At 58.0% G+C, this 21,235-nt stretch carries 18 protein-coding genes and 1 riboswitch; all 18 genes read right to left on the bottom strand.

Features of this window, described 5'->3' with window-relative positions:
- Nucleotides 1–6: 6 nt before the first annotated feature.
- On the bottom strand, nucleotides 7–969 hold the full coding sequence (locus tag B2590_RS02185; protein ID WP_286810737.1) for a helix-turn-helix domain-containing protein: 963 nt from the start codon (nucleotides 967–969) through the stop codon (nucleotides 7–9).
- Nucleotides 969–2,213 (bottom strand): D-amino acid dehydrogenase, encoded by a 1,245-nt coding sequence (locus tag B2590_RS02180; protein WP_126810939.1) that lies wholly within the window; start codon nucleotides 2,211–2,213, stop codon nucleotides 969–971. The genes B2590_RS02185 and B2590_RS02180 overlap by 1 nt, the downstream gene beginning before the upstream one ends.
- Nucleotides 2,214–2,376: 163 nt before the next feature.
- Nucleotides 2,377–2,474, bottom strand: a riboswitch (glycine riboswitch).
- A 99-nt stretch (nucleotides 2,475–2,573) separates the two neighbouring features.
- Nucleotides 2,574–4,406 carry a glutamine--fructose-6-phosphate transaminase (isomerizing) gene (gene glmS, locus B2590_RS02175; RefSeq protein WP_286810736.1) on the bottom strand — a complete coding sequence of 611 codons (1,833 nt, stop codon included), beginning with the start codon at nucleotides 4,404–4,406 and terminating at the stop codon, nucleotides 2,574–2,576.
- 34 nt (nucleotides 4,407–4,440) lie between these two features.
- Nucleotides 4,441–5,805, bottom strand: coding sequence for a bifunctional UDP-N-acetylglucosamine diphosphorylase/glucosamine-1-phosphate N-acetyltransferase GlmU (gene glmU / locus B2590_RS02170; protein ID WP_286810735.1), 1,365 nt, complete (start codon nucleotides 5,803–5,805; stop codon nucleotides 4,441–4,443).
- 142 nt (nucleotides 5,806–5,947) lie between these two features.
- On the bottom strand, nucleotides 5,948–6,370 hold the full coding sequence (locus B2590_RS02165; protein ID WP_007153013.1) for a F0F1 ATP synthase subunit epsilon: 423 nt from the start codon (nucleotides 6,368–6,370) through the stop codon (nucleotides 5,948–5,950).
- A gap of 47 nt (nucleotides 6,371–6,417) precedes the next feature.
- Entirely contained in the window at nucleotides 6,418–7,812 is a 1,395-nt protein-coding gene (gene atpD, locus B2590_RS02160; RefSeq protein WP_036211702.1) for a F0F1 ATP synthase subunit beta, read from the bottom strand.
- A gap of 54 nt (nucleotides 7,813–7,866) precedes the next feature.
- The gene (gene atpG / locus B2590_RS02155) at nucleotides 7,867–8,730 is read right to left on the bottom strand and encodes a F0F1 ATP synthase subunit gamma (RefSeq protein WP_036211705.1); all 864 of its coding nucleotides are present in this window, start codon (nucleotides 8,728–8,730) and stop codon (nucleotides 7,867–7,869) included.
- Between the two features lie 71 nt (nucleotides 8,731–8,801).
- Nucleotides 8,802–10,346 (bottom strand): F0F1 ATP synthase subunit alpha, encoded by a 1,545-nt coding sequence (gene atpA, locus B2590_RS02150; RefSeq protein WP_199448509.1) that lies wholly within the window; start codon nucleotides 10,344–10,346, stop codon nucleotides 8,802–8,804.
- 28 nt (nucleotides 10,347–10,374) lie between these two features.
- Nucleotides 10,375–10,911, bottom strand: coding sequence for a F0F1 ATP synthase subunit delta (locus B2590_RS02145; RefSeq protein ID WP_007153009.1), 537 nt, complete (start codon nucleotides 10,909–10,911; stop codon nucleotides 10,375–10,377).
- A 15-nt stretch (nucleotides 10,912–10,926) separates the two neighbouring features.
- Nucleotides 10,927–11,397, bottom strand: a complete 471-nt coding sequence (locus B2590_RS02140; protein WP_036211711.1) for a F0F1 ATP synthase subunit B — start codon at nucleotides 11,395–11,397, stop codon at nucleotides 10,927–10,929.
- A 65-nt stretch (nucleotides 11,398–11,462) separates the two neighbouring features.
- Nucleotides 11,463–11,720 (bottom strand): F0F1 ATP synthase subunit C, encoded by a 258-nt coding sequence (gene atpE / locus B2590_RS02135; RefSeq protein ID WP_012138088.1) that lies wholly within the window; start codon nucleotides 11,718–11,720, stop codon nucleotides 11,463–11,465.
- A 73-nt stretch (nucleotides 11,721–11,793) separates the two neighbouring features.
- Nucleotides 11,794–12,666 (bottom strand): F0F1 ATP synthase subunit A, encoded by an 873-nt coding sequence (gene atpB, locus B2590_RS02130; protein WP_036211714.1) that lies wholly within the window; start codon nucleotides 12,664–12,666, stop codon nucleotides 11,794–11,796.
- A gap of 19 nt (nucleotides 12,667–12,685) precedes the next feature.
- A complete protein-coding gene (locus B2590_RS02125) occupies nucleotides 12,686–13,084 on the bottom strand; it encodes a F0F1 ATP synthase subunit I (protein ID WP_036211717.1) in 399 nt (132 codons plus the stop codon).
- Nucleotides 13,085–13,397: 313 nt separating this feature from the next.
- Entirely contained in the window at nucleotides 13,398–14,270 is an 873-nt protein-coding gene (locus tag B2590_RS02120) for a ParB/RepB/Spo0J family partition protein (protein WP_036212072.1), read from the bottom strand.
- A 51-nt stretch (nucleotides 14,271–14,321) separates the two neighbouring features.
- Nucleotides 14,322–15,116, bottom strand: coding sequence for a ParA family protein (locus B2590_RS02115; RefSeq protein ID WP_036211720.1), 795 nt, complete (start codon nucleotides 15,114–15,116; stop codon nucleotides 14,322–14,324).
- Nucleotides 15,104–15,781, bottom strand: a complete 678-nt coding sequence (rsmG, locus tag B2590_RS02110; RefSeq protein WP_036211723.1) for a 16S rRNA (guanine(527)-N(7))-methyltransferase RsmG — start codon at nucleotides 15,779–15,781, stop codon at nucleotides 15,104–15,106. Before rsmG ends, B2590_RS02115 begins: the two co-directional genes overlap by 13 nt.
- A gap of 8 nt (nucleotides 15,782–15,789) precedes the next feature.
- Nucleotides 15,790–17,676 carry a tRNA uridine-5-carboxymethylaminomethyl(34) synthesis enzyme MnmG gene (gene mnmG / locus B2590_RS02105; RefSeq protein ID WP_041332705.1) on the bottom strand — a complete coding sequence of 629 codons (1,887 nt, stop codon included), beginning with the start codon at nucleotides 17,674–17,676 and terminating at the stop codon, nucleotides 15,790–15,792.
- A gap of 407 nt (nucleotides 17,677–18,083) precedes the next feature.
- Entirely contained in the window at nucleotides 18,084–21,233 is a 3,150-nt protein-coding gene (locus tag B2590_RS02100; RefSeq protein WP_036211728.1) for an efflux RND transporter permease subunit, read from the bottom strand.
- Nucleotides 21,234–21,235 lie beyond the last annotated feature (2 nt).

Below are 21,235 nucleotides of genomic sequence, written 5' to 3'. Positions count from 1 at the left end.
CGTGATTCAAACGACGGTTTTGGGAGAAACACCGAACTGGCGCCGGAACGCGGTCGCAAAGTTAGTGGCATGTCGATAGCCGGACCGGTGGGCAGCCTGCTGAACAGAGTATCCCTGCTCCAGGTAATACCAGGCCAGGTTCAACCGGCACTTCCGCAGATACCCGAACACCGACAATCCGTAGGTCGCACGGAATTTACTACGCAAACTGCTGGGACTCATTGCGGCACGGCTGGCGAGATCCGTCAGGGAGTAATTGTCCGTCGGGGCGAATTCCATCAGCTGACGAATGGCCTCCAGGCGCTGGTGTTCCTGGGTGGACGCGCGACTTTTCCGTTCAATCGCTGGCACCTGCTCCGGAAGACCATAACCCACCAACTGCAGAGCCAGACCTTCCAGCACCAGTGTTTTCTGAAGCTCAGGCAGCCCGACGCCAAGGGGTTGCTCAAGAGCCGTCATGAGAACCGGTGGAACGTCCCACAGCACCACTGGGTCCTGCACCCCCCTGAGCAGGGCTCGCAGAGACCCCTGTTCGGTCTGCGCCGGCAACGGGCCACCGGGATCAAAAGCCAACACAATGGTTTTCAAACGTTGACCAGCAGGCTGATAGGCTGCCAGTGCATATTCCGGTCGTAATTGCAGGCTGGCAGCCATGCCACTCCCAAGCTCCCGCTCGACCGCACCAACCGACAGGCGGATGCGTCCTTCGAGCACGATCACCATCAACAGGGGCGCATGGCCCAGCGACACCGATTCATAGCTCTGGGAGATCGTCAGGTCGGAATGAGTGAAGCGAAACCCCGACGGTAGCGGGGTTTCATCAATCCACCCCCGGGCGATGGTTGAATCGTCATCGGGGGCGTCATGGCCGTCGACGCCGGGGAAGCGGTAGCTGATTCCGTACTCGCGGCCAAAAGCCAGGAACTCCTGCCTGCCGAACGACGTTAGTTCGGCACGATCTCCCAACACTAGCCGGCTGTACTCGCTGTTGTGCCTGACACCGCGGGCGCAACGGCATCCGCCACCATCTCGGCAGTGATTGCAGACAGGGTCCAGCCCAGATGACCGTGACCCGTGTTATAGAACACGGTGGGCAACCGGCCCGGACCGACTCGCGGCATCATATTGGGCAGCATGGGGCGCAGCCCTGCCCAGGGTACGACGCGGCGGGTGCAAACCCCAGGGAAACACTGCTCGACCCATCGGGTGAGCGGCCGGATCCGGTCATCCCGGATATCACGGTTATAGCCGCTGAATTCCGCCGTACCCGCAACCCGGAACCGATCATCTCCCAGCCGGCTGGTGACTATCTTGGTGGCATCGTCCAGCAAACTGACCGTCGGTGCCGCTTCCTGGGAGGCTTGGTCGTCCAGCTCAACGGTGATGGAATACCCCTTCACCGGGTAAATGTTGACTCGGTCCCCCAGCTTGGCGGCCAGTTCCCGGCTACCCACGCCCGCACAGATCACCACACCATCAAAGGTGTCACGAGTTTGCTCTTCACCATCAAACGAGGTGACCCAGGCGTGGGACTGATCCGCACTCAGTTCCGTCACTGAGTGCTCATAACAGGTTTTGACGCCGAGGCGAAGAATGGCCTCCGCCAGGCCATTGGTGAACTTATGGATATCACCGGTTGAATCGCTTTCGGTGTAGAAACCGCCGTAATAGGTCCCCGCCAGCGTGGGCTCAATAGAGCGCATTTCCTCGGGAGTGACCGCCCGACGCTCCAGGCCGCCGGCAGCCAGCAACCTGGAAACATTCGCCGCATGGTCGAACCCGGCCTTGTCACGGTAGATATGGAGGATGCCCTGCTTCTTCAGATCAAAGTCGATCCCTTCGTTCTGCGCCCAGGCAAACAGGTGATCCCGGGCGGCAATCGCAAGGCGTGCGGTTTCCGTGGTGTTCTGTTCGTACTGGGGAATCGCGGCGATGAACTCGGCGAACCAGCTCAGTTTGTGCCAGGAAGGCTTGGGGTTAACCAGCAGCGGCGCATCCCTCCGGGACATCCACTTAAGGCCCTTGATGATGGTCTGCCAGTTGTTCCAGACCTCAGCGTTGGAGGCGGACAGTTGGCCACCATTGGCGAAAGAGGTTTCCATCGCCGCATAACGGTGTTTCTCGTAAACGGTGACATCCAGGCCGCGCTTGGCCAGGGTGTATGCGGTGGTGATACCCGTGATACCACCGCCAATAACTGCAACTCGCTTCATAATACTCTCCAGGGGCGTCCAGGGTTTCCTTTCTCCACAGCATGGTAGAAAGCACCCCTTCCGTCACTGGACCTGAGAGATTCACGCACCGCTCCAACGGAACCGGCCGCTTGCTCCTTCGGTGTACCAACGGACGCAGTCGTTGGCAACTCTTCGGAAAGTCTTCATGTCAGCGGTCCTTTTGCCTGAGAGTTTCCGGGGCAGTTGCTCCTTCGGCGCCGAGCGCATGGTTTGCGACTCGATCTCTCCCGCTGACACCTCATTGTTCGACGAATACTAGCGTAACAGGGACGCAAAAGTTGAACTCGCCCTGCAGAATATTAGCATACTCCGGGCAGCAGGCTCCGAGTTTGTACCACGCTACTCGACCGTCACACTCTTCGCCAGGTTCCGCGGCTGATCCACATCGGTGCCCTTGAGGACCGCAACATGGTACGAGAGGAGCTGCAGCGGCACGGTATAGACGATCGGTGACGTGATCGGATGTACCGACGGCAGCGGCATCACGTGGATACCTTCCTGGGGCCGCACGTCCGCTGCCTGGTCGGCAAATACAAACAACTCGCCACCGCGGGCGCGAACTTCTTCCAGGTTGGATTTCAGCTTTTCCAGCAACTCGTTGTTGGGTGCCACCGTAACCACCGGCATCTCGCCGTCCACCAAAGCAAGAGGGCCGTGCTTGAGTTCACCGGCCGGATAGGCTTCGGCGTGGATGTAGGAAATTTCCTTGAGTTTCAGTGCACCTTCCAGAGCCACCGGGAACATGGCGCCACGACCCAGGAACAGGCTGTGGTTCTTGTCCATGAACGACTTCGACATTTCGGCGATATCGCCATCCAGTGCCAGTACCTGATCCACCTGGCTGGGTAGTAGGCGAATCGCCTCAACAATTTCTGCTTCGCGCGACTCTTCCAGGCCGTTGTGGCGAGCCAGCGCCAGGGTGAAGATCAACAGTGCGGTAAGCTGGGTGGTAAACGCCTTGGTGGACGCAACCCCGATTTCCGGGCCGGCCTGGGTCATGATTACCAGGTCAGATTCCCGCACCAGAGAGCTGCCGGGCACGTTGCAGATGGCCATGGCGGCGCGGAAGCCAGCCTTCTTCGCCTGGCGCAGCGCGGCCAGGGTATCGGCGGTTTCGCCGGACTGGGAGATACACAGGAACAGGGTGTCCGGCTGAATCACATGCTTGCGGTAGCGAAACTCGGAGGCCACTTCCACGGAACAGGGCACGCCCGCCAGGTCCTCTATCCAGTAGCGTGCCACCATGCCGGCATGGTAACTGGTGCCACAGGCGATGATCTGAACATGGCGAACGTCTTCCAGCAGGTTGCCAGCCTGGGTACCCAGTGCCTGTTCCAGCACACGGGTGTTGGTCACCCGGCCTTCCGTTGTGGCGCGGATGACCCTTGGCTGCTCATGGATTTCCTTGAGCATGAAATGGCGGTACTCGCCTTTTTCGGCGGCGTCCTGGCTGTGTTCGAAACGGGTAACCGCACGTTCCACCGGCTGCTTGTTGCGATCGTGAATCTCAATGCGATCACGGCGGATATCGGCGATGTCCCCTTCTTCGAGGAACATGAAACGGTCAGTGACCGGCAGCAACGCGAGCTGGTCGGAAGCGATGAAATTCTCGCCTATGCCGACACCCACCACCAACGGACTGCCTTCACGGCACACCACCATATGGTCTGGCTCGTCGGCATGAATCACTGCCAGCGCAAAGGCACCGCGCAAACGTTCAATGGCGGTGCTCACGGCCTCGTAAAGGCTGTTGCTGAGGCGGAACTGCTTTTCGATAAGGTGCGCAACGACTTCGGTGTCCGTCTGGGAGGTGAACTCAAACCCCTCGGCTTTCAGTTCTTCCCGTAGCTCCTGGTAGTTCTCGATAATGCCGTTGTGGACAATGGCCAGGCGGTCACCGGACATGTGCGGATGAGCATTGATCTGGGACGGTTCACCGTGGGTCGCCCAGCGGGTATGGGCAATGCCGGCGGCTCCCTCAAGCCCGTTTCCAGTGATGGCATCGGCCAGGGCCGCAACCTTACCCACTTCGCGGGCCCGGTTGATGGCTTGTTTGCCGTCAATGACGGCCATGCCGGCGGAGTCGTAGCCCCGATATTCCAGACGGCGCAGGCCTTCGAGAAGAATTCCCTGAACATCCCTTTCTGATACCGCACCTACAATGCCACACATGTCGCTCTCACCTGTCCGTTGTAAATCGTTTAAATCACTTTTTCGTCGGCCGTTCCCAGCCGGAGATATTGCGCTGGCGAGCTCGTGCGACCGCCAGCTCACTCTCCGCTACATCACGGGTGATGGTAGAGCCCGCACCGATGGTGGACCCAGAGGCAACGCTGACCGGTGCCACCAGTGAAGTGTTGGACCCGACAAACACGTCATCACCAATAACGGTTCTGGACTTGTTCACCCCATCATAATTACAGGTGATGGTTCCTGCACCCACATTTACGTTACGGCCAAGTGAGGTATCGCCAACGTAACTGAGGTGATTGATCTTGCTGCCCTCACCGACATCGGCTTTCTTGGTTTCGACAAAGTTGCCCACCTTGGTCCTGGCCGCCAGCCGGGTACCCGGCCGGAGACGTGCAAACGGTCCGATACTGGCGCCTGCACCCACATCCGCACCCTCGATCACTGAATGCGCTTCAATTTTTGCACCAGCCGCAATCTGGCTGTCCCGTATCACACAACCCGGCCCGATACTGACGCCGTCCGCCAGGGACACCTTGCCTTCAAACACTACGTTAACATCGATCAGCACATCCTGGCCCACGGACACCTCGCCACGCACGTCTATACGGGCGGGGTCGGCCAGGGTGGCGCCCTCAGTCATCAAACGGTCCGCTTCCTGACGCTGCACCCAGCGCTCAAGTTCGGCAAGTTGAAGACGGTTGTTAACGCCCTGGACTTCGTATTCGCTGGCAGGCTGGGCAACGGCGATTTCCACACCGCGATCCGCCGCCATGGCAATGATGTCGGTCAGGTAGTACTCACCCTGAGCATTACGATTGGAGAGCTGCGGCAACCAGTCCTTCAAGTGGCGTGCCGAGACCGCCAGGATGCCGGTATTTACCTCCCGGATTTGTTTCTGGGCGTCAGTGGCATCCTTCTGTTCCACGATCGCACGCACCTTGCCACTGTCATCCCGCAGGATACGCCCGTAACCATCCGGCGTTTCCAGGTTCACGGTCAACAACGCGAGTGAACGATCACTTACTTGAGAGGCCAGGTTCTGGAGCGTTTCAACGTTGGTTAGCGGTACGTCGCCATAGAGAATCAACACCCGAGCCTCATCCGGCAGAGCCGGCAAGGCCTGAGCAACCGCGTGGCCAGTGCCCAGTTGCTGTTCCTGCAGTGCCCAGATGAGATCTTCGGCGGGGGTAATCTGCCGAACCTGCTCCGCACCATGTCCAATGACACCATGGATACCGGAGGCGCCCAATTGGCGGGCGGTATCAATAACGTGATGGAGCATGGGCCTGCCAGCCACCCGGTGGAGAACTTTCGGCAGCGACGATTTCATTCTTGAACCCTGGCCGGCGGCCAGAATCACAACGTGAAGGGGAGTCATACGATTACCACGCTCCGGATCGGTAGCCAGTTTCAATGCCTGAATACAAAAAAACCGCACCCTTGGTTGCCTGACAACGTTTCGCTGTTCTCAGGCGACTCAGGATGCGGTTTCGGTGATCGGCAGTCCCGAACAGAAATGCTTAACGCATCTTGTTGCGCAGCTGCTGGATGGTGCGAAGCTGGGCAACAGCTTCGGCCAACTCGGCAGCGGCACGGGAATACTCGAACTCACCCGTTTGGTTGGCGAGTGCCTTCTCAGCCTCACGCTGAGCTTCGATCGCCGCTGCTTCGTCCACATCCTTGGCACGGACAGCTGTGTCCGCGAGCAGCGTTACCAGATTCGGCTGAACTTCCAGATAACCACCAGACACGTAGAGGATCTCTTCCTCTCCGCCCTGCTTGATTATCCGGATAGGACCCGGCTTAAGCTGGGTCAGCAGCGGCGTATGGCCCGGGGCAATACCCAGGTCACCTTCAGAGCCCGCTGCGATCAGCATTTCAACCAATCCGGAATAGATCTTTGTTTCGGCACTTACCACGTCACAATGCACGGTCATACCCATGTTGTTGCCTCTCTGATCGATCCGGAAACAAGCGCTTTAGGCTCAGATTACTTCTTCGCCTTGCTCTTCATTTCCTTCGCTTTCTCGACCGCTTCCTCAATGGTACCAACCATGTAGAACGCCTGCTCAGGCATATCATCATAGTCACCGTTGAGAATGCCCTTAAAGCTGCTGATGGTTTCCTTCAGGGAAACGTACTTACCGGGGGAACCGGTGAAGACTTCAGCAACATGGAACGGCTGGGACAGAAAACGCTCGATCTTACGGGCACGGGCAACGGTCAGCTTGTCTTCTTCTGACAGCTCGTCCATACCCAGGATGGCGATGATGTCTTTCAGCTCCTTGTAGCGCTGCAGATTGGTCTGCACGCCACGAGCCACTTCGTAGTGCTCGTCACCGATGACCAGTGGATCCAGCTGACGAGAGGTGGAGTCAAGCGGATCGATCGCCGGGTAGATACCCTTGGAAGCGATGTCACGGCTCAGTACCACGGTCGCGTCAAGGTGGGAGAAGGTGGTCGCCGGGGACGGGTCAGTCAAGTCATCCGCCGGTACGTAGACCGCCTGGATAGACGTGATGGAACCGGTCTTGGTCGACGTGATCCGCTCCTGCAGCTCACCCATCTCCTGGGCCAAAGTCGGCTGGTAACCTACCGCGGACGGCATACGGCCGAGCAGGGCTGATACTTCGGTACCCGCCAGGGTGTAACGGTAGATGTTGTCGACGAACAGCAGTACGTCACGACCTTCATCACGGAACTTCTCAGCCATGGTGAGACCGGTCAGGGCCACACGCAGACGGTTTCCGGGAGGCTCGTTCATCTGGCCGTAGACCATCGCTACTTTATCAAGGACGTTGGAGTCCTTCATTTCGTAGTAGAAGTCGTTACCTTCACGAGTCCGCTCACCAACACCGGCGAATACGGAGAGACCGGAGTGCTCTTTCGCGATGTTGTTGATCAGCTCCATCATGTTGACGGTCTTACCAACACCAGCACCACCGAACAGGCCAACCTTACCACCCTTGGCGAACGGGCATATCAGGTCGATAACCTTGATGCCGGTTTCCAGCAGGTCGGCAGATGCAGACTGATCTGCATAGCCCGGTGCCTTGCGGTGAATCGCCCAGCGCTCGTCTTCGCCGATCTCGCCCTGTTCGTCGATCGGACGACCCAGAACATCCATGATACGGCCCAGAGTCTGGGTGCCAACCGGTACCGAAATGGCCTTACCGGTGTTGTCTGCTTTCAGGCCTCGCTTGAGACCCTCGGTGCTGCCCATGGCGATGGTACGAACAATGCCGTCGCCCAGCTGCTGCTGGACTTCCAGAGTTGTTTCGCCACCTTCAAGCAGCAGTGCGTCATATACGTTGGGTACGGAGTCACGTGGGAATTCCACGTCGATAACCGCGCCAATGATCTGAACGATGTGTCCGCTACTCATGCTCGGTTCCTCGTTATCTAGATAGTCAATAAAACCAGTTGGATTGTTGGCGGATCAGACCGAAGCCGCGCCGCTGACAATCTCCGAAATCTCTTGGGTGATGGCTGCCTGACGCGCCTTGTTGTACGCCAACTGAAGCTCGTCGATGATGCCACCGGCGTTATCAGTTGCGCTCTTCATGGCGATCATACGGGCGGCCTGTTCACATGCCAGATTTTCTACCACACCCTGGTACACCTGGGATTCAATGTAACGTGGCAGAAGGCCATCGAGGATCTGCCTGGCATCGGGCTCGTAGAGATAATCCCACTGGTTCTTGATCTCTTCCTCGTCTTCCCCCGGAGGCAGCGGCAGAATCTGCTCCACCTGCGGGGTCTGGGTCATGGTGTTCTCGAACTCGTTGCTGACCAGGTAAAGACGGTCGATCTTGCCTTCCGAGAACGCGTCCAGCATGACTTTGACGTTGCCGATGAGTTTGTCAGAGCTCGGGCTGTCCCCCAGATGGGTCAGCGCCGCAACGACGTTACCGCCGTAGCTCCTGAAGAAAGAAGCACCTTTCTGCCCGATGGCGCACAGATCAGCCTCTACCCCTTTCTCCTTCCACGCTCGCATGTCACGGACAAGCGCTTTGAACAGGTTGATGTTCAGACCACCGCACAGGCCTCGATCCGTAGACACCACCACATAGCCCACGCGCTTTACTTCACGCTCGACCATGAACGGGTGCTTGTACTGGACGTTCGCCTTGGCAATGTGCCCAATAACCTGACGCATCTTTTCCGCATAAGGGCGTGTCGCCTTCATGCGTTCCTGAGCCTTACGCATCTTGCTCGCCGCCACCATTTCCATGGCGCTGGTGATCTTCTGCGTGCTCTTGATGCTGGATATCTGGTTACGTATTTCTTTTCCGACGGCCATAACTCACTGCCTTCTCAAGTTAGACACTCATTGCTCTGAAATCGGCCTGCAACACGTTGCAGGCCCATTCGTTACCAGCTCTGAGTGGTCTTGAATTTCTCAAGTGCAGCTTTCAGGCTCGCGGCGATTTCATCGTTGTAATCGCCTTTCTCGTTGATCTTGTCGAGAAGTTCTTTCTGCTCGGACCGCATCCAGTCCAGCATCAGTGCTTCGAACTTCACTACATTGTCGACATCAACGTCGTCCAGGAAGCCTTCGTTGGCTGCGAACAGAACCGTACCCATTTCAGCCACGGACATCGGGCTGTACTGGTTCTGCTTCATCAGTTCGGTTACCCGCTGACCGTGTTCAAGCTGCTTACGGGTCGCTTCGTCAAGATCGGAAGCAAACTGTGCGAAAGCGGCCAGTTCACGATACTGGGCCAGCGCCAGACGGATGTTACCGCCAAGCTTCTTCATGATCTTGGTCTGGGCTGAACCACCCACCCGCGATACCGAGACACCCGCGTTCATCGCCGGACGAATACCGGAGTTGAACAGGTTGGTCTCCAGGAAGATCTGGCCGTCGGTGATCGAGATCACGTTGGTCGGTACGAACGCGGAAACGTCGCCGGCCTGGGTCTCGATGATCGGCAGAGCCGTCAGGGAACCAGTCTGGCCCTTCACTTCGCCGTTGGTCAGTTTTTCAACTTCCTCAGCGTTGATCCGGGACGCACGCTCCAGCAGACGGGAGTGCAGGTAGAAAACGTCACCCGGGTATGCTTCACGGCCCGGCGGACGACGCAGCAGCAGGGAGATCTGGCGATAGGCCACAGCCTGCTTGGACAGATCATCATAGATGATCAGGGCGTCTTCACCACGGTCACGGAAGTATTCACCCATGGACGTGCCGGAGTAGGGTGCCAGGAACTGCATCGCTGCAGGATCGGCGGCGCCGGCGGCAACCACGATGGTGTGATCCATAGCGCCATGCTCTTCCAGCTTGCGCACAACCGCGGCAATGGAAGACTGCTTCTGGCCAACTGCCACGTAGATACACTTGATGCCGGAATCTTTCTGGTTGATGATCGCGTCGATGGCGACGGCGGTCTTACCGATCTGGCGGTCACCGATGATCAGCTCACGCTGGCCACGACCGATTGGCACCATGGTGTCAATGGCTTTCAGACCGGTCTGGACCGGCTCATCAACGGATTGACGAGCGATAACACCGGGAGCCACTTTCTCGACCGGTGAGGTCAGATCGGTGCCCAGTTCGCCCTTGCCATCAATGGGGTTACCCAGGCCATCAACCACACGACCCATCAGTTCCGGACCCACCGGTACTTCCAGGATGCGGCCGGTGCAACGAACCTTCTGGCCTTCCGCCAGGTCTTCGTAGTCACCCAGTACAACCGCACCCACGGAGTCACGCTCCAGGTTCAGGGCCATACCGAATACGCCGTTGGCAAATTCAATCATCTCACCGTACATAACGTCGGCGAGACCGTGGATCAGTACGATACCGTCAGAAACGGAGAGGATCGTACCTTCGTTCTTTGCATCGGAAGAGATATCGAGCTTTTCGATTCTCTTCTTGATGATGTCACTGATCTCGGATGGATTCAGTTGCTGCATGCCTTTATCCTCAAACCTTGTGCTGAAATCAGGAGCCCAGAGCGTCGGCCAGTTTGGTCAGCTTTCCGCGTACAGATGCGTCAATCACCATGTCGCCGGTGCGTACAATCACACCACCGATCAAAGACTTGTCCATTGACGCTGCGAGTGACACTTGGCGCTCGAGTTTGGTCGACAGTGCCTGGGCGAGCTTCTGCTGTTGTTCGTCCGTCAGCTCATATGCCGAGGTGACTTCAATATCAACAGTACGCTCAAAGTCAGCCCGGTACGTGTTGAAGAGCGCTGCAATTTCGGGCAGAAGACTCAACCGGCGATTGGCCGCCAGAATCATTAAGAAATTGCGAACCGACTCCGTGACGTTGTCTCCAACGCACTCCAGAATCATGTCTGCCTTCTTCTGCTCTTCGGTGCCTGGACTGGCGAGAAGCTGTCGAATGTCTTCGTTGGCTGTAATCTGCCCGGCAACGGTTAGCACTTCAGACCATTCAGCCAGTTGCTTCTGGTCCTGAGCGGCCGAAAATGCTGCCTTTGCGTATGGGCGGGCCAGCGTTCTCAGTTGTGCCATGATGAACCTCGTCGTTTAGAGTTCTGCTGCCAGCTTGTCCAGCATCTCACTGTGCTTGTTGGCATCGACAGAGGTTTCCAGGATCTTCTCAGCACCAGCAACCGCGATGGCGGCAATTTCCGCACGCAACGCGTCACGAGCCTGATTGCGCTCCTGCTCAATTTCGGCCTTGGCCTGCTCAATCAGCTTCTGGCCTTCCTTGCGGGCATCGTCTTTCGATGCTTCCACAATCTGGGCCGCACGCTTGTTGGCCTGTTCGATCAGGCCAGCCGCTTGCTGCTTGGCTTCACGCAGTTCCTGAGCTGACTTTTCCTGAGCCAGTTCCAGATCGCGCGCAGCGCGGTCTGAGGCAGCCAGTCCGTCAGCGATCTTCTTTTGACGCTCCTGCAGTGCGGCCATAATCGGCGGCCACACATATTTCATGCAGAACACGACAAAGATAAAGAACGCGATGGCTTGACCAATCATCGTCAAATTAATGTTCACGTCTTCACCTCTCGCCTGTTGTGTAAAGAATCATCAGACCGGGAAGTTCCCCGGCGGCGACTCGATTAACCGGCGATCTGGCCGACAAACGGGTTGGCGAAAGTGAAGAACAGAGCGATACCAACACCGATCATGGTTACGGCGTCCAGCAGGCCTGCAACGATGAACATTTTAACCTGCAGCATCGGGGTCATTTCCGGCTGACGCGCGGCGCCTTCCAGGAATTTGCCACCGAGGATACCAAAGCCGATAGCAGTACCCAGGGCACCCAGGCCGATCAGCAGTGCAACGGCAATCGCGGTCATTCCAACTACAGTTTCCATGATAACTCCCAGTTTTCAGTTAGGTTTTCAGTTTAAGGGTTTCGGTTTTCAAACTACGGTTTAATGGTTCCGATCAATGACTGTCTTCATGAGCCATGCTCAGGTAAACAATCGTCAGCATCATAAAGATGAACGCCTGCAGCGTGATGATCAGAATGTGGAAAATGGCCCAGGGTACCGACAGCGCCCACTGTGCCCAGAATGGCAGCAGGGCGATCAGGATAAAGATCAGCTCACCGGCGTAGAGGTTACCGAACAGACGCAGTGCCAATGAAATGGGCTTGGCCAGCAGGCTCACGCCTTCCAGCAGCAGGTTGACCGGTACCAGCAGTACTTTGAGAAAGAAGTTGTCGGAAGAGAACGGGTGCAGGGTCAGCTCGCCGACAAAACCACCAACACCTTTGACCTTGATGCTGTAGTAGATAATCAGGAAGAACACGGAGAGCGACATGCCCAGTGTGACGTTAACGTCCGTGGTCGGCACCACCTTCATGTATTCCAGACCCATCATGTGGAACAGCTGGGGCAGGAAGTCTACCGGCACCAGATCCATCAGGTTCATCAGGAAGACCCAGCAGAAGATGGTCAGCGACAGGGGTGCAATCACCTTGTTTCGGCCGTGGAAGGTCTCCTTCACGCTGGTATCAACAAACTCGATCAGGATTTCAACGAAGTTCTGAAGGCCGCTGGGCTGACCAGAGGTAGCACGCTTGGCCGCCATGCGAAACAGGATCAGGAACAGGGCGCCCAGTGCAACAGCCCATCCAAGAGAATCCACGTGAACGGCCCAGAATCCCATATCGGAGGCTTCCCGGGCATTATGGGCCATGGTCCAGCCCGCTTCTGACATCACCGAACCATCCGCACGCTCGTAACCGGCCGGAAGTTTACCGTAGGTGAGGTTCTGGAGGTGGTGCTGGATATACTCTGATGCGCTGCCTGCCATAACGTTCTCTCAGGTCCTGTTAGCTTCGCTGCGTTCTGCGGCCCGCTAGGAGCGGAGTCAACCAATTGGTGACCAACATGATCGCAAATGATAAAAAAAGTGCCGCTATATCAAGCGACGGAATCCATTTGAACACCATCGTAAACAGGATGGCGCACAGGATGAGCTTGCCGGCCTCACCCTGGTAAAAAGAACTCATGATCTGCCTGGCAGACCGCGCGCCGGAGTAGCGGAAAGCCTTGAAGGCAAAATAACCGTGGGGCAGAAGAAAAATAAGCCCCCCAAACAGTGCTGAATAACCGGCCACCTGGCTTTTAAAGAGGAATGCCAGACTGACGACGACCAATACCACACTTTCTATTACAAACCATCGTGCGATGGGCGGACGCTGTATCCCACCCTGTTCAGCCTTCGTCATGGTATTTCCCGGTTGCCACACCGCTTTGGTTCGGTGCCGTTTATTAATTAGACAATCGCACCGATACAAGCGCCGCAGATTATATGTGTTCAATCTACACGAATCAACAAAACCGGAACGGTCGCTCCGCCCCGAAACACGCAGAAAAACTGGCGTTGGGGGGCATGAGGGACACAAATAGACACCAACATGAAGGGGCAGCACTATATGTAGTGGTACCTAGTCAAAACTGACCTTTGGTACCCCGCCGTTGGTCGCAGAGTGCCAACACTAAATTGTTAACAGTGGCGCTATGGAAATCCTGCCAGGGACGTTACTTGATATGGCCTAAAATGCCATCCAGTTCGTCGAGAGAGGTGTATTCGATCACCAGCTTGCCCTTGCCACGCTGGCCATGGTCGATCGACACCCGGGCACCGAGTCGCTCGGCCAGGTCGTCCTGCAGGGCACGGATGTTCGGATCCACTTCACCCTTGGCTTTCTTGCGGTTCGGCGATTCCTGTTGCACCCGGCGAACCAGGGCTTCCGTCTGCCGCACCGACAGGGATTTCGCGACCACCTGTCGCGCCACCTGCATCTGCTGCTCGGGTTGAAGCGTAAGCATGGCCCGGCCATGACCCATTTCCAGATCACCGTGCTCCAGCATGACACGAACGTCTTCCGACAGGCTGATCAGCCGCAGCAGGTTGGTGATGGTCGTACGGGACTTCCCCACCGCTTCCGCGACCTGAGCCTGGGTCAGGCCGAACTCATCCTGCAGGCGTTGTAGCGCAAAGGCTTCTTCGATGGGATTGAGGTTCTCGCGCTGGATATTCTCAATCAGCGCCATGGCGATAGCGGCATCATCCGGCACGTCGCGGATAATGGCGGGAATGCGGTCGAGCTCGGCCATCTGGGTGGCTCGCCAGCGGCGCTCGCCAGCGATCAGCTCAAAGCGGCCTTCGGCAATCGGACGCACCACCACGGGCTGCATCACGCCCTGCTGGCGAATGGAGTCAGCCAGTTCCTGCAGGGCCGCCGGATCCATGTCACGGCGAGGCTGGAACCGGCCACGCTGGATCAGGTCGATCGGAACTTCCCGGAGCTCACCATCGTGATCCTTCAGTTCCTGGTCCAGGTTGACCCTGGAGCCCTGCAACAGAGCGCCCAGTCCGCGCTCACCCAGTCCTCGTTTCTTCGCCGCCATGGTGTTTGTCATTCTTCCCGATGAAATATCTGTGTGCAAAGGAGAGGTAGTTTACACGGCAACAGCCGCGGATGTCTTTTGCGATCCATGCCGGCGTACCATCTCACCAGCCAGGGCCAGATAGGCCACCGCGCCCTTGGACGCGCGGTCGTATTTCAGGGCCGGCATACCATAGCTGGGGGCCTCCGCCAGCCTCACGTTGCGGGGGATCACCGCGCGGTAGACCTTGTCACCGAAAAACTCGTTGAGCTGACTGGACACATCCAGAGTCAGGCTGTTGCGGGGGTCATACATGGTGCGCAGGATGCCTTCCACCTGCAGATCCGGGTTGACGGTCTCCTGAATCTGCTCAACCGTGTTCATCAAGGCCGCCAGACCTTCCAGGGCATAGTATTCGCACTGCATGGGAATCAGCACCGTATCCGCCGCTGACAGCGCATTGACGGTCAGCAGGCTGAGGGACGGCGGGCAGTCGATCAGGATGTAGTCGTAGTTCTCCCGCACCTTGTTCAGGGCCAGGCGCAGGCGATGCTCGCGGCCGATTTCGTTCATCAGCTCCACTTCGGCGGCGGTCAGGTCGCCGTTAGCCGGCAGTATGTCAAACCCAGAGACTTCGGCCCGGAAAATCACCTCGGCTGCCGTTGCCCGTTTGGTGAGCATGTCGTAGCCGGAGAGCTCCAGGGCATTCTTATCCACACCACTGCCCATGGTGGCGTTGCCCTGGGGGTCCATATCCACCAGTAACACGCGGCGCTTGGTTGCGGCCAATGACGCAGCCAGGTTGACGCAGGTGGTGGTTTTACCCACACCGCCTTTTTGATTGGTCACTGCAATCACACGCGCCATGACTCGCCTCCTGTCGTGAAATTCTGATGGCTGGAATCCCGACCGATCACCAGCAGGTGCCGGTCGCCGTCCGAGCCAGGTACCGATAATGACTGTCGGGATGTTACCTGCCAACCCACTGGCAGGGCAGCCACCTCATCATCCGGAAACTGGCCTTTCATGGCAAGGAACTCACCCTCATCCGCAAGCAGATGCCCACACCAGTTGACGAGGTTATCCAGTGCCGTAAACGCTCGACTGCTGATCTGCTGGTATCGGATCGCGGGATCACAGCTTTCAGCCCGGCCGTGAATGATCTCCACATTCTTCAGGCCGAGTTCCAGCACACACTGGGTCAGGAAGCGGGTTTTCTTGCTGTTGCTGTCCAGTAGGGTAAAACGCCTTTCGGGCAAGGTGATTGCGAGGGGGATGCCAGGCAACCCACCTCCGGCGCCAACATCCAGCAGATGGTCCGCGGTAACAAATGGCAGGATACTGAGGCTGTCCAACAACTGGCGCGACACCATCTGTCGTGGCTCCCGTACAGCCGTCAGGTTATAGGCCCGGTTCCACTTATTCAGCAGGGCCAGAAACGCCAGCAACTGTTGCTGGCTGGCGCTGTCCAGTTCCAGGTTGAGGTCAGCCAGGCCCTGGGTGAGCTGGCGTTGCCAGAGTGCGTCGCTCATGGGCGCACTCAGGCGGATTGCTTGCGCAGCAGGTCGCGCTTCTTGAGATGCACCAGCACCTGGGAAATGGCGGCCGGGGTCACGCCCTGGATGCGTGAGGCCTGGGCCACGGTTTCCGGCCGTACTTCCTTGAGCTTCTGCTTGATCTCGTTGGACAGGCCACCAATGGCATCAAAATCAATATCATCCGGTAAACGGGTATTTTCATTCCGGCGCAGACGCTCGATTTCGTCCGCCTGGCGGGAGATATAACCCTCGTACTTGATCTCGATTTCCACCTGATCCGCCACCGCCGGGTCGTCTGCTTGGCCTTCGGCCATGTCAGCAATGTGGCGATAGTTGATTTCCGGGCGCCGCAGCAGCTCTGCGAGTGTCTGGTCTCGGTTCATGGGCTGACGCAGGTGGCTGTTGGCGGCGTCGCCGCCAGATGTTCCCGGATGAATGCGCGTGGTTTCCAGGCGCTGACGTTCTGCGGCGATGGCTTCACGCTTGCTGTTAAAGGCCTGCCAACGCTGGTCATCCACCAACCCGAGCTTGTGGCCGGTTTCCGTCAGGCGAAGGTCGGCGTTGTCCTCCCGCAGGATCAGCCGGTATTCAGCACGGCTGGTAAACATACGGTACGGCTCGGAGGTACCCATGGTGATCAGGTCGTCCACCAGAACGCCGAGGTAGGCTTCGTCACGGCGGGGGTACCATTCGTCCTTGTCCTGAGCACGCAATGCCGCGTTGATACCTGCGAGAAGGCCCTGGGCACCGGCTTCTTCATAACCGGTAGTGCCATTGATCTGGCCCGCAAAGTACAGGCCCTGGATAAACTTGGTTTCCAGGGTGTGGCGCAGATCCTGTGGGTTCAGGAAGTCGTACTCGATGGCGTAGCCGGGCCGCGTAATGTGGGCATTCTCGAAGCCGGGAATGGTGCGCACAGCCGCCAACTGAATATCGAACGGCAGACTGGTGGAGATGCCGTTGGGGTATAGCTCATTCGTCGTCAGCCCTTCCGGCTCCACGAAAATCTGGTGCGAGTCCTTGTCGGCAAACCGGTTGACCTTGTCCTCGATGGACGGGCAATAGCGAGGCCCGATGCCTTCGATGTTACCGGCAAACATGGGCGACCGGTCAAAGCCACTGCGAATGATGTCGTGGGTTTGTTCGGTGGTGCGGGTAACGTAGCAACAGACCTGTTCAGGATGCTGGTTGCGGGAACCCAGGAAGGACATCACCGGCGCCGGGTCATCACCCCATTGCTCCTGCATCACGGAGAAATCCACGCTGCGGGCATCGATACGGGGTGGGGTGCCGGTTTTCAGGCGCCCGACGTTGAACGGCAGTTCCCGCAGACGCTGTGCCAGCGCGTTGGCCGGTGCGTCACCGGCACGGCCACCGGAATGCTGCTGCATGCCGATGTGGATAACACCGCCAAGGAAGGTTCCGGTGGTCAGCACCACCGTGGGCGCGCGAAAACGGATGCCCGACTGGGTCACCACGCCGGTGATGCGCTCGCCATCCACAATCAGGTCGTCAGCAGCCTGCTGGAACAGCGTCAGGTTGGGCTGGTTCTCGAGGATCTCGCGGATCGCCGCCTTGTACAGCACCCGGTCTGCCTGGGCGCGGGTGGCTCGTACTGCCGGTCCCTTGCGCGAGTTGAGCACGCGGAACTGGATGCCCGCCTTGTCAGTCGCCATCGCCATGGCGCCACCGAGAGCATCGATTTCCTTGACCAGATGACTCTTGCCGATGCCGCCAATGGCGGGGTTGCAGGACATCTGACCCAGGGTCTCGATGTTGTGGGTCAGCAGCAGGGTCTGGGAGCCCATGCGTGCAGCCGCCAGAGCGGCTTCAGTGCCGGCATGGCCACCACCAATGACTATGACATCGAAACGGGTCGGATAATCCACAACATCACCTCGGCAAACGGGGACTCAGAAAAATTCTCGGTATCAGGAAACTGCCTGAAAATCAGGGCGGGGAGTATAACGCCTCACCCGGTAAATTGCAGTCAGAATGTGCAAATTTTAACCAGACAGGCGGGTTATCGAAAGACCCCGAGCGCTACCTACCCGATACACGCGGTTTCACGCAGGGTTTCACGAATAGTGGATAACCGAAATCTGACAGATATCAGCGGCTTGTAGACACCTTCTCAGAAAACTTTTCAAGAAAGTTATCCACATATCAGATGTGCCCTATAACGCCTTATTATTCAACCTAACTATTTGTTTTTAATAACTTATTTTTGTTCTAACCAAAGCTTATCCGAAGGTTATCCAATAAATTATCCACAGTTTGGTGCTGCCTGCGGTCGTCAGAACTGATCCATCTCTTTTGATTGCGGGGCGGCCGTCATGCCGCGACCACCAGGAGACTGGCTGGCCTGTTGTTCAAGCTCCAGTGCAATCGCGTTGGTGGATTTGGCAAACCGTGCCAACAGGTTGTATAGCACCGGAATAATAAACAGGGTCAGGGTGGTGGCGAACACCAGCCCGCCGAGGATCACGATACCGATCGACGCCCGGCTTTCCGCCCCCGCGCCCGTTGCGAGCACCAAAGGCACGGCACCGAAGACCGTGGATATGGTGGTCATCAACACCGGCCGGAAGCGCAGGCTGGCACCTTCCAGAATCGCGTCCCTCACTTCATAGCCCTTATCCCGTAGCTGGTTGGCAAACTCGACAATCAATATGCCGTTCTTCGCCATCAACCCCAGCAACATGATGATGCCGATCTGGCTGTAGATGTTCAGGCTGATGCCGGCCCACCACAGGCCCAGCAGGGCTCCGGTAACCGCCAATGGGACCGACAGCATGATGATCAGCGGGTGAATCCAGCTTTCGAACTGGGCAGCCAGCACCAGGAAGACAATCACGAATGCCAGGCCAAAAGTGACGTAGATCGCCGACGACGATTCCTGGAATTCCCGCGATAGCCCTTTGTAGCTTACCCTTGCCTCCGGCGGCAGGTTATCCACAGCCAGGTTGTTCAGATACGTCAGTGCCGCCCCAAGATCATAGCCATCGGCCAGGGAGGCACTGATGACAACCGCCGGCAAGCGGTCGATGCGTCTCAGGTCGGGATTGGCGCCGATCTCCTCCACCGACACCAGCGCCTGGAGAGGGATCAGGGTGCCTCCCTCACGGGGGCGCAGGAAAATCTGCCCCAGGTCCGACGGCGTTGCCCGGTCAGCGTCCGCGGCCTGGAGGATGACATCGTATTCGCGTCCGCGGTCCAGGTAGGTGGTGACTTGCCGTGATGCCAGCATGGTCTGCAGTGTCAGGCCCACATCTTCGATGGTGACATCCAGGTCCGCGGCGCGCTCCCGGTCGATGGACACACGCAGTTCGGGGCGGGTCAGTTCGAAATCAGTGTCCAGGTTCAGCAGGTTCGGGTTGTCCTTCGCCCGCTCGACGATTTCCTCGCTCCAGGCCTGCACACTTTCGTAATCCGGCCCGGCCACCACGAATTCCACTGGTTGATCAAAGCCGCGCTGCCCAAGCCCCGGTGGGTTCACCGCAATCGCGCGAATACCTGTGACCTGGCTAAGCTTGCCTCGCAGCTCGCTGGTGATCTGTTGTTGTTTGATCTCACGGTCTTCCCAGGGCACCAGGCCCATGATCATGAACGCGTTGTCCTCTTCGTCGCGGAAGCCAACGATTGATAGCAACCGATTGGAGACCCCCTCTTCCAGGTAAGGCAACAGTTCCTGCTCCGCCTGACGCACGTAATGATCGGTGAACTCGACCGTCGAACCCCGTGGGGCGCTGGTCGGCATGATGATGACGCCCCGGTCTTCTGTGGGTGCCAACTCCTGCGGCAATCTTGGGAAAATCACGATGGCAACGATAAGCCCGACAAGCCCAAGTCCCAGCAACAATCCGGGCTGGTTGAGGGCGAATCGGAGCATGCGTTCGTAACCATGGGTCAGGCCATTGAGCACTTTTTCACTGGCCGCCCACAAGCGATGTCCTTCCGCCGATTCCGGGCTGTGTCGCAACCATTTTGAACACAGCATGGGCGCCAGGGTGAGCGCCACCAGGCTGGACACCACCACCGCCGCCGCCAGGGTGAAGCCAAACTCGGCAAACAGTCGCCCGATGTTGCCGCCCATAAACGAAATCGGCACAAACACCGCCACCAGGGTGAGCGTGGTGGCAATAACGGCAAAGGCCACCTGCTTGGCGCCGCGATAGGACGCCAGCAGTGGCGGTTCGCCCTCATCGATCCGGCGCTGGATGTTTTCCAACATGACGATGGCGTCGTCCACCACCAGACCAATGGCCAGAATGACTGCAAGCAGGGTCAGTACGTTGATGGAGAAACCGAGGAAGCCCAGCCCGATAAAGGCGCCGATAACCGCCACCGGGATGGTCACCGCCGGTATCAAGGTAGCCCGCCAGGACCGCAGGAACAGGAAGATCACCAGAATGACCAGGGACACCGCAATGGCGAGCGTAAACACCACTTCCTTGATCGACGCGCGGATGAATATCGACTCGTCGTAGCTTTCGGCAATAGTCACTTCCGGGGGCAGGGTCTCGCGTATCTTCTCCAGCTCCGCACGCACGGCATCGGACACCGCCACCGTGTTGGCCTTGGATTGACGAATGATGCCCATGCCGATTGCAGTCTTGCCGTTGGCCCGCAGTCGGCTGACATCGGACTCAACCCCCATCTGGACATTGGCCACCTCGCCCAGACGCAGAAGATCATTACCGTCGCGACGAATCACCAGATCACGGAACTGCTCCACATTGGTGAGCCGGCCTTCCGCACGCACCGTGAAGTTACGGGTGGAAGAGTCCACCGAGCCGGCGGGCAGTTCAACGTTATTGGCCCTCAGTGAGCGCTCGACCTCGGCCACGGTGATATCCCGCGCGGCCAACCGTTCACGGTCCAGCCAGACCCGGATGGCGTAGCGCCGCTCACCACCAATGCGTACGTCGGCAACGCCATCCAGCACGGACAGTCGGTCGGCAAGCACCCGTTCGGCAAAATCGCTCAATTCCGCACTGTCCCAGATGTCACTGCGCAAGGTCACCCACATCATCGGGCGGGCGTCCGAGTCGGCCTTCTGGACGACCGGCGCCTCAGCCTCTTCGGGCAGCTGATCGGCAATGCGGGACACGGCATCGCGCACATCGTTGGCGGCGATGTCGACGTTGCGGGAAATGGTAAATTCGATACTGGTTCGGGATTCGCCCTGTTCGGTGGAGGACTCAATAGAGCGAATACCTTCAATCCCGCTGATAGCCCCTTCAACCACCTGAGTGATCTGGGTGTCCACCACTTCGGCGGCGGCGCCGATGTAATCCGTGGAAATGGACACCACGGGTGGGTCAATGTCCGGATACTCCCGCACAGGAAGCCCCAGCAACGCCGCCAACCCGAAAACTACAATAAGAAGACTGAGAACCGTCGCAAAGACAGGGCGTTTGATGGAGACATCAGACAGGATCACGG

This window comes from Marinobacter sp. UBA3604, assembly GCF_002375325.1.
Lineage (GTDB): Bacteria > Pseudomonadota > Gammaproteobacteria > Pseudomonadales > Oleiphilaceae > Marinobacter > Marinobacter salarius.
This window is presented reverse-complemented; position numbering and strand designations above follow the sequence as displayed.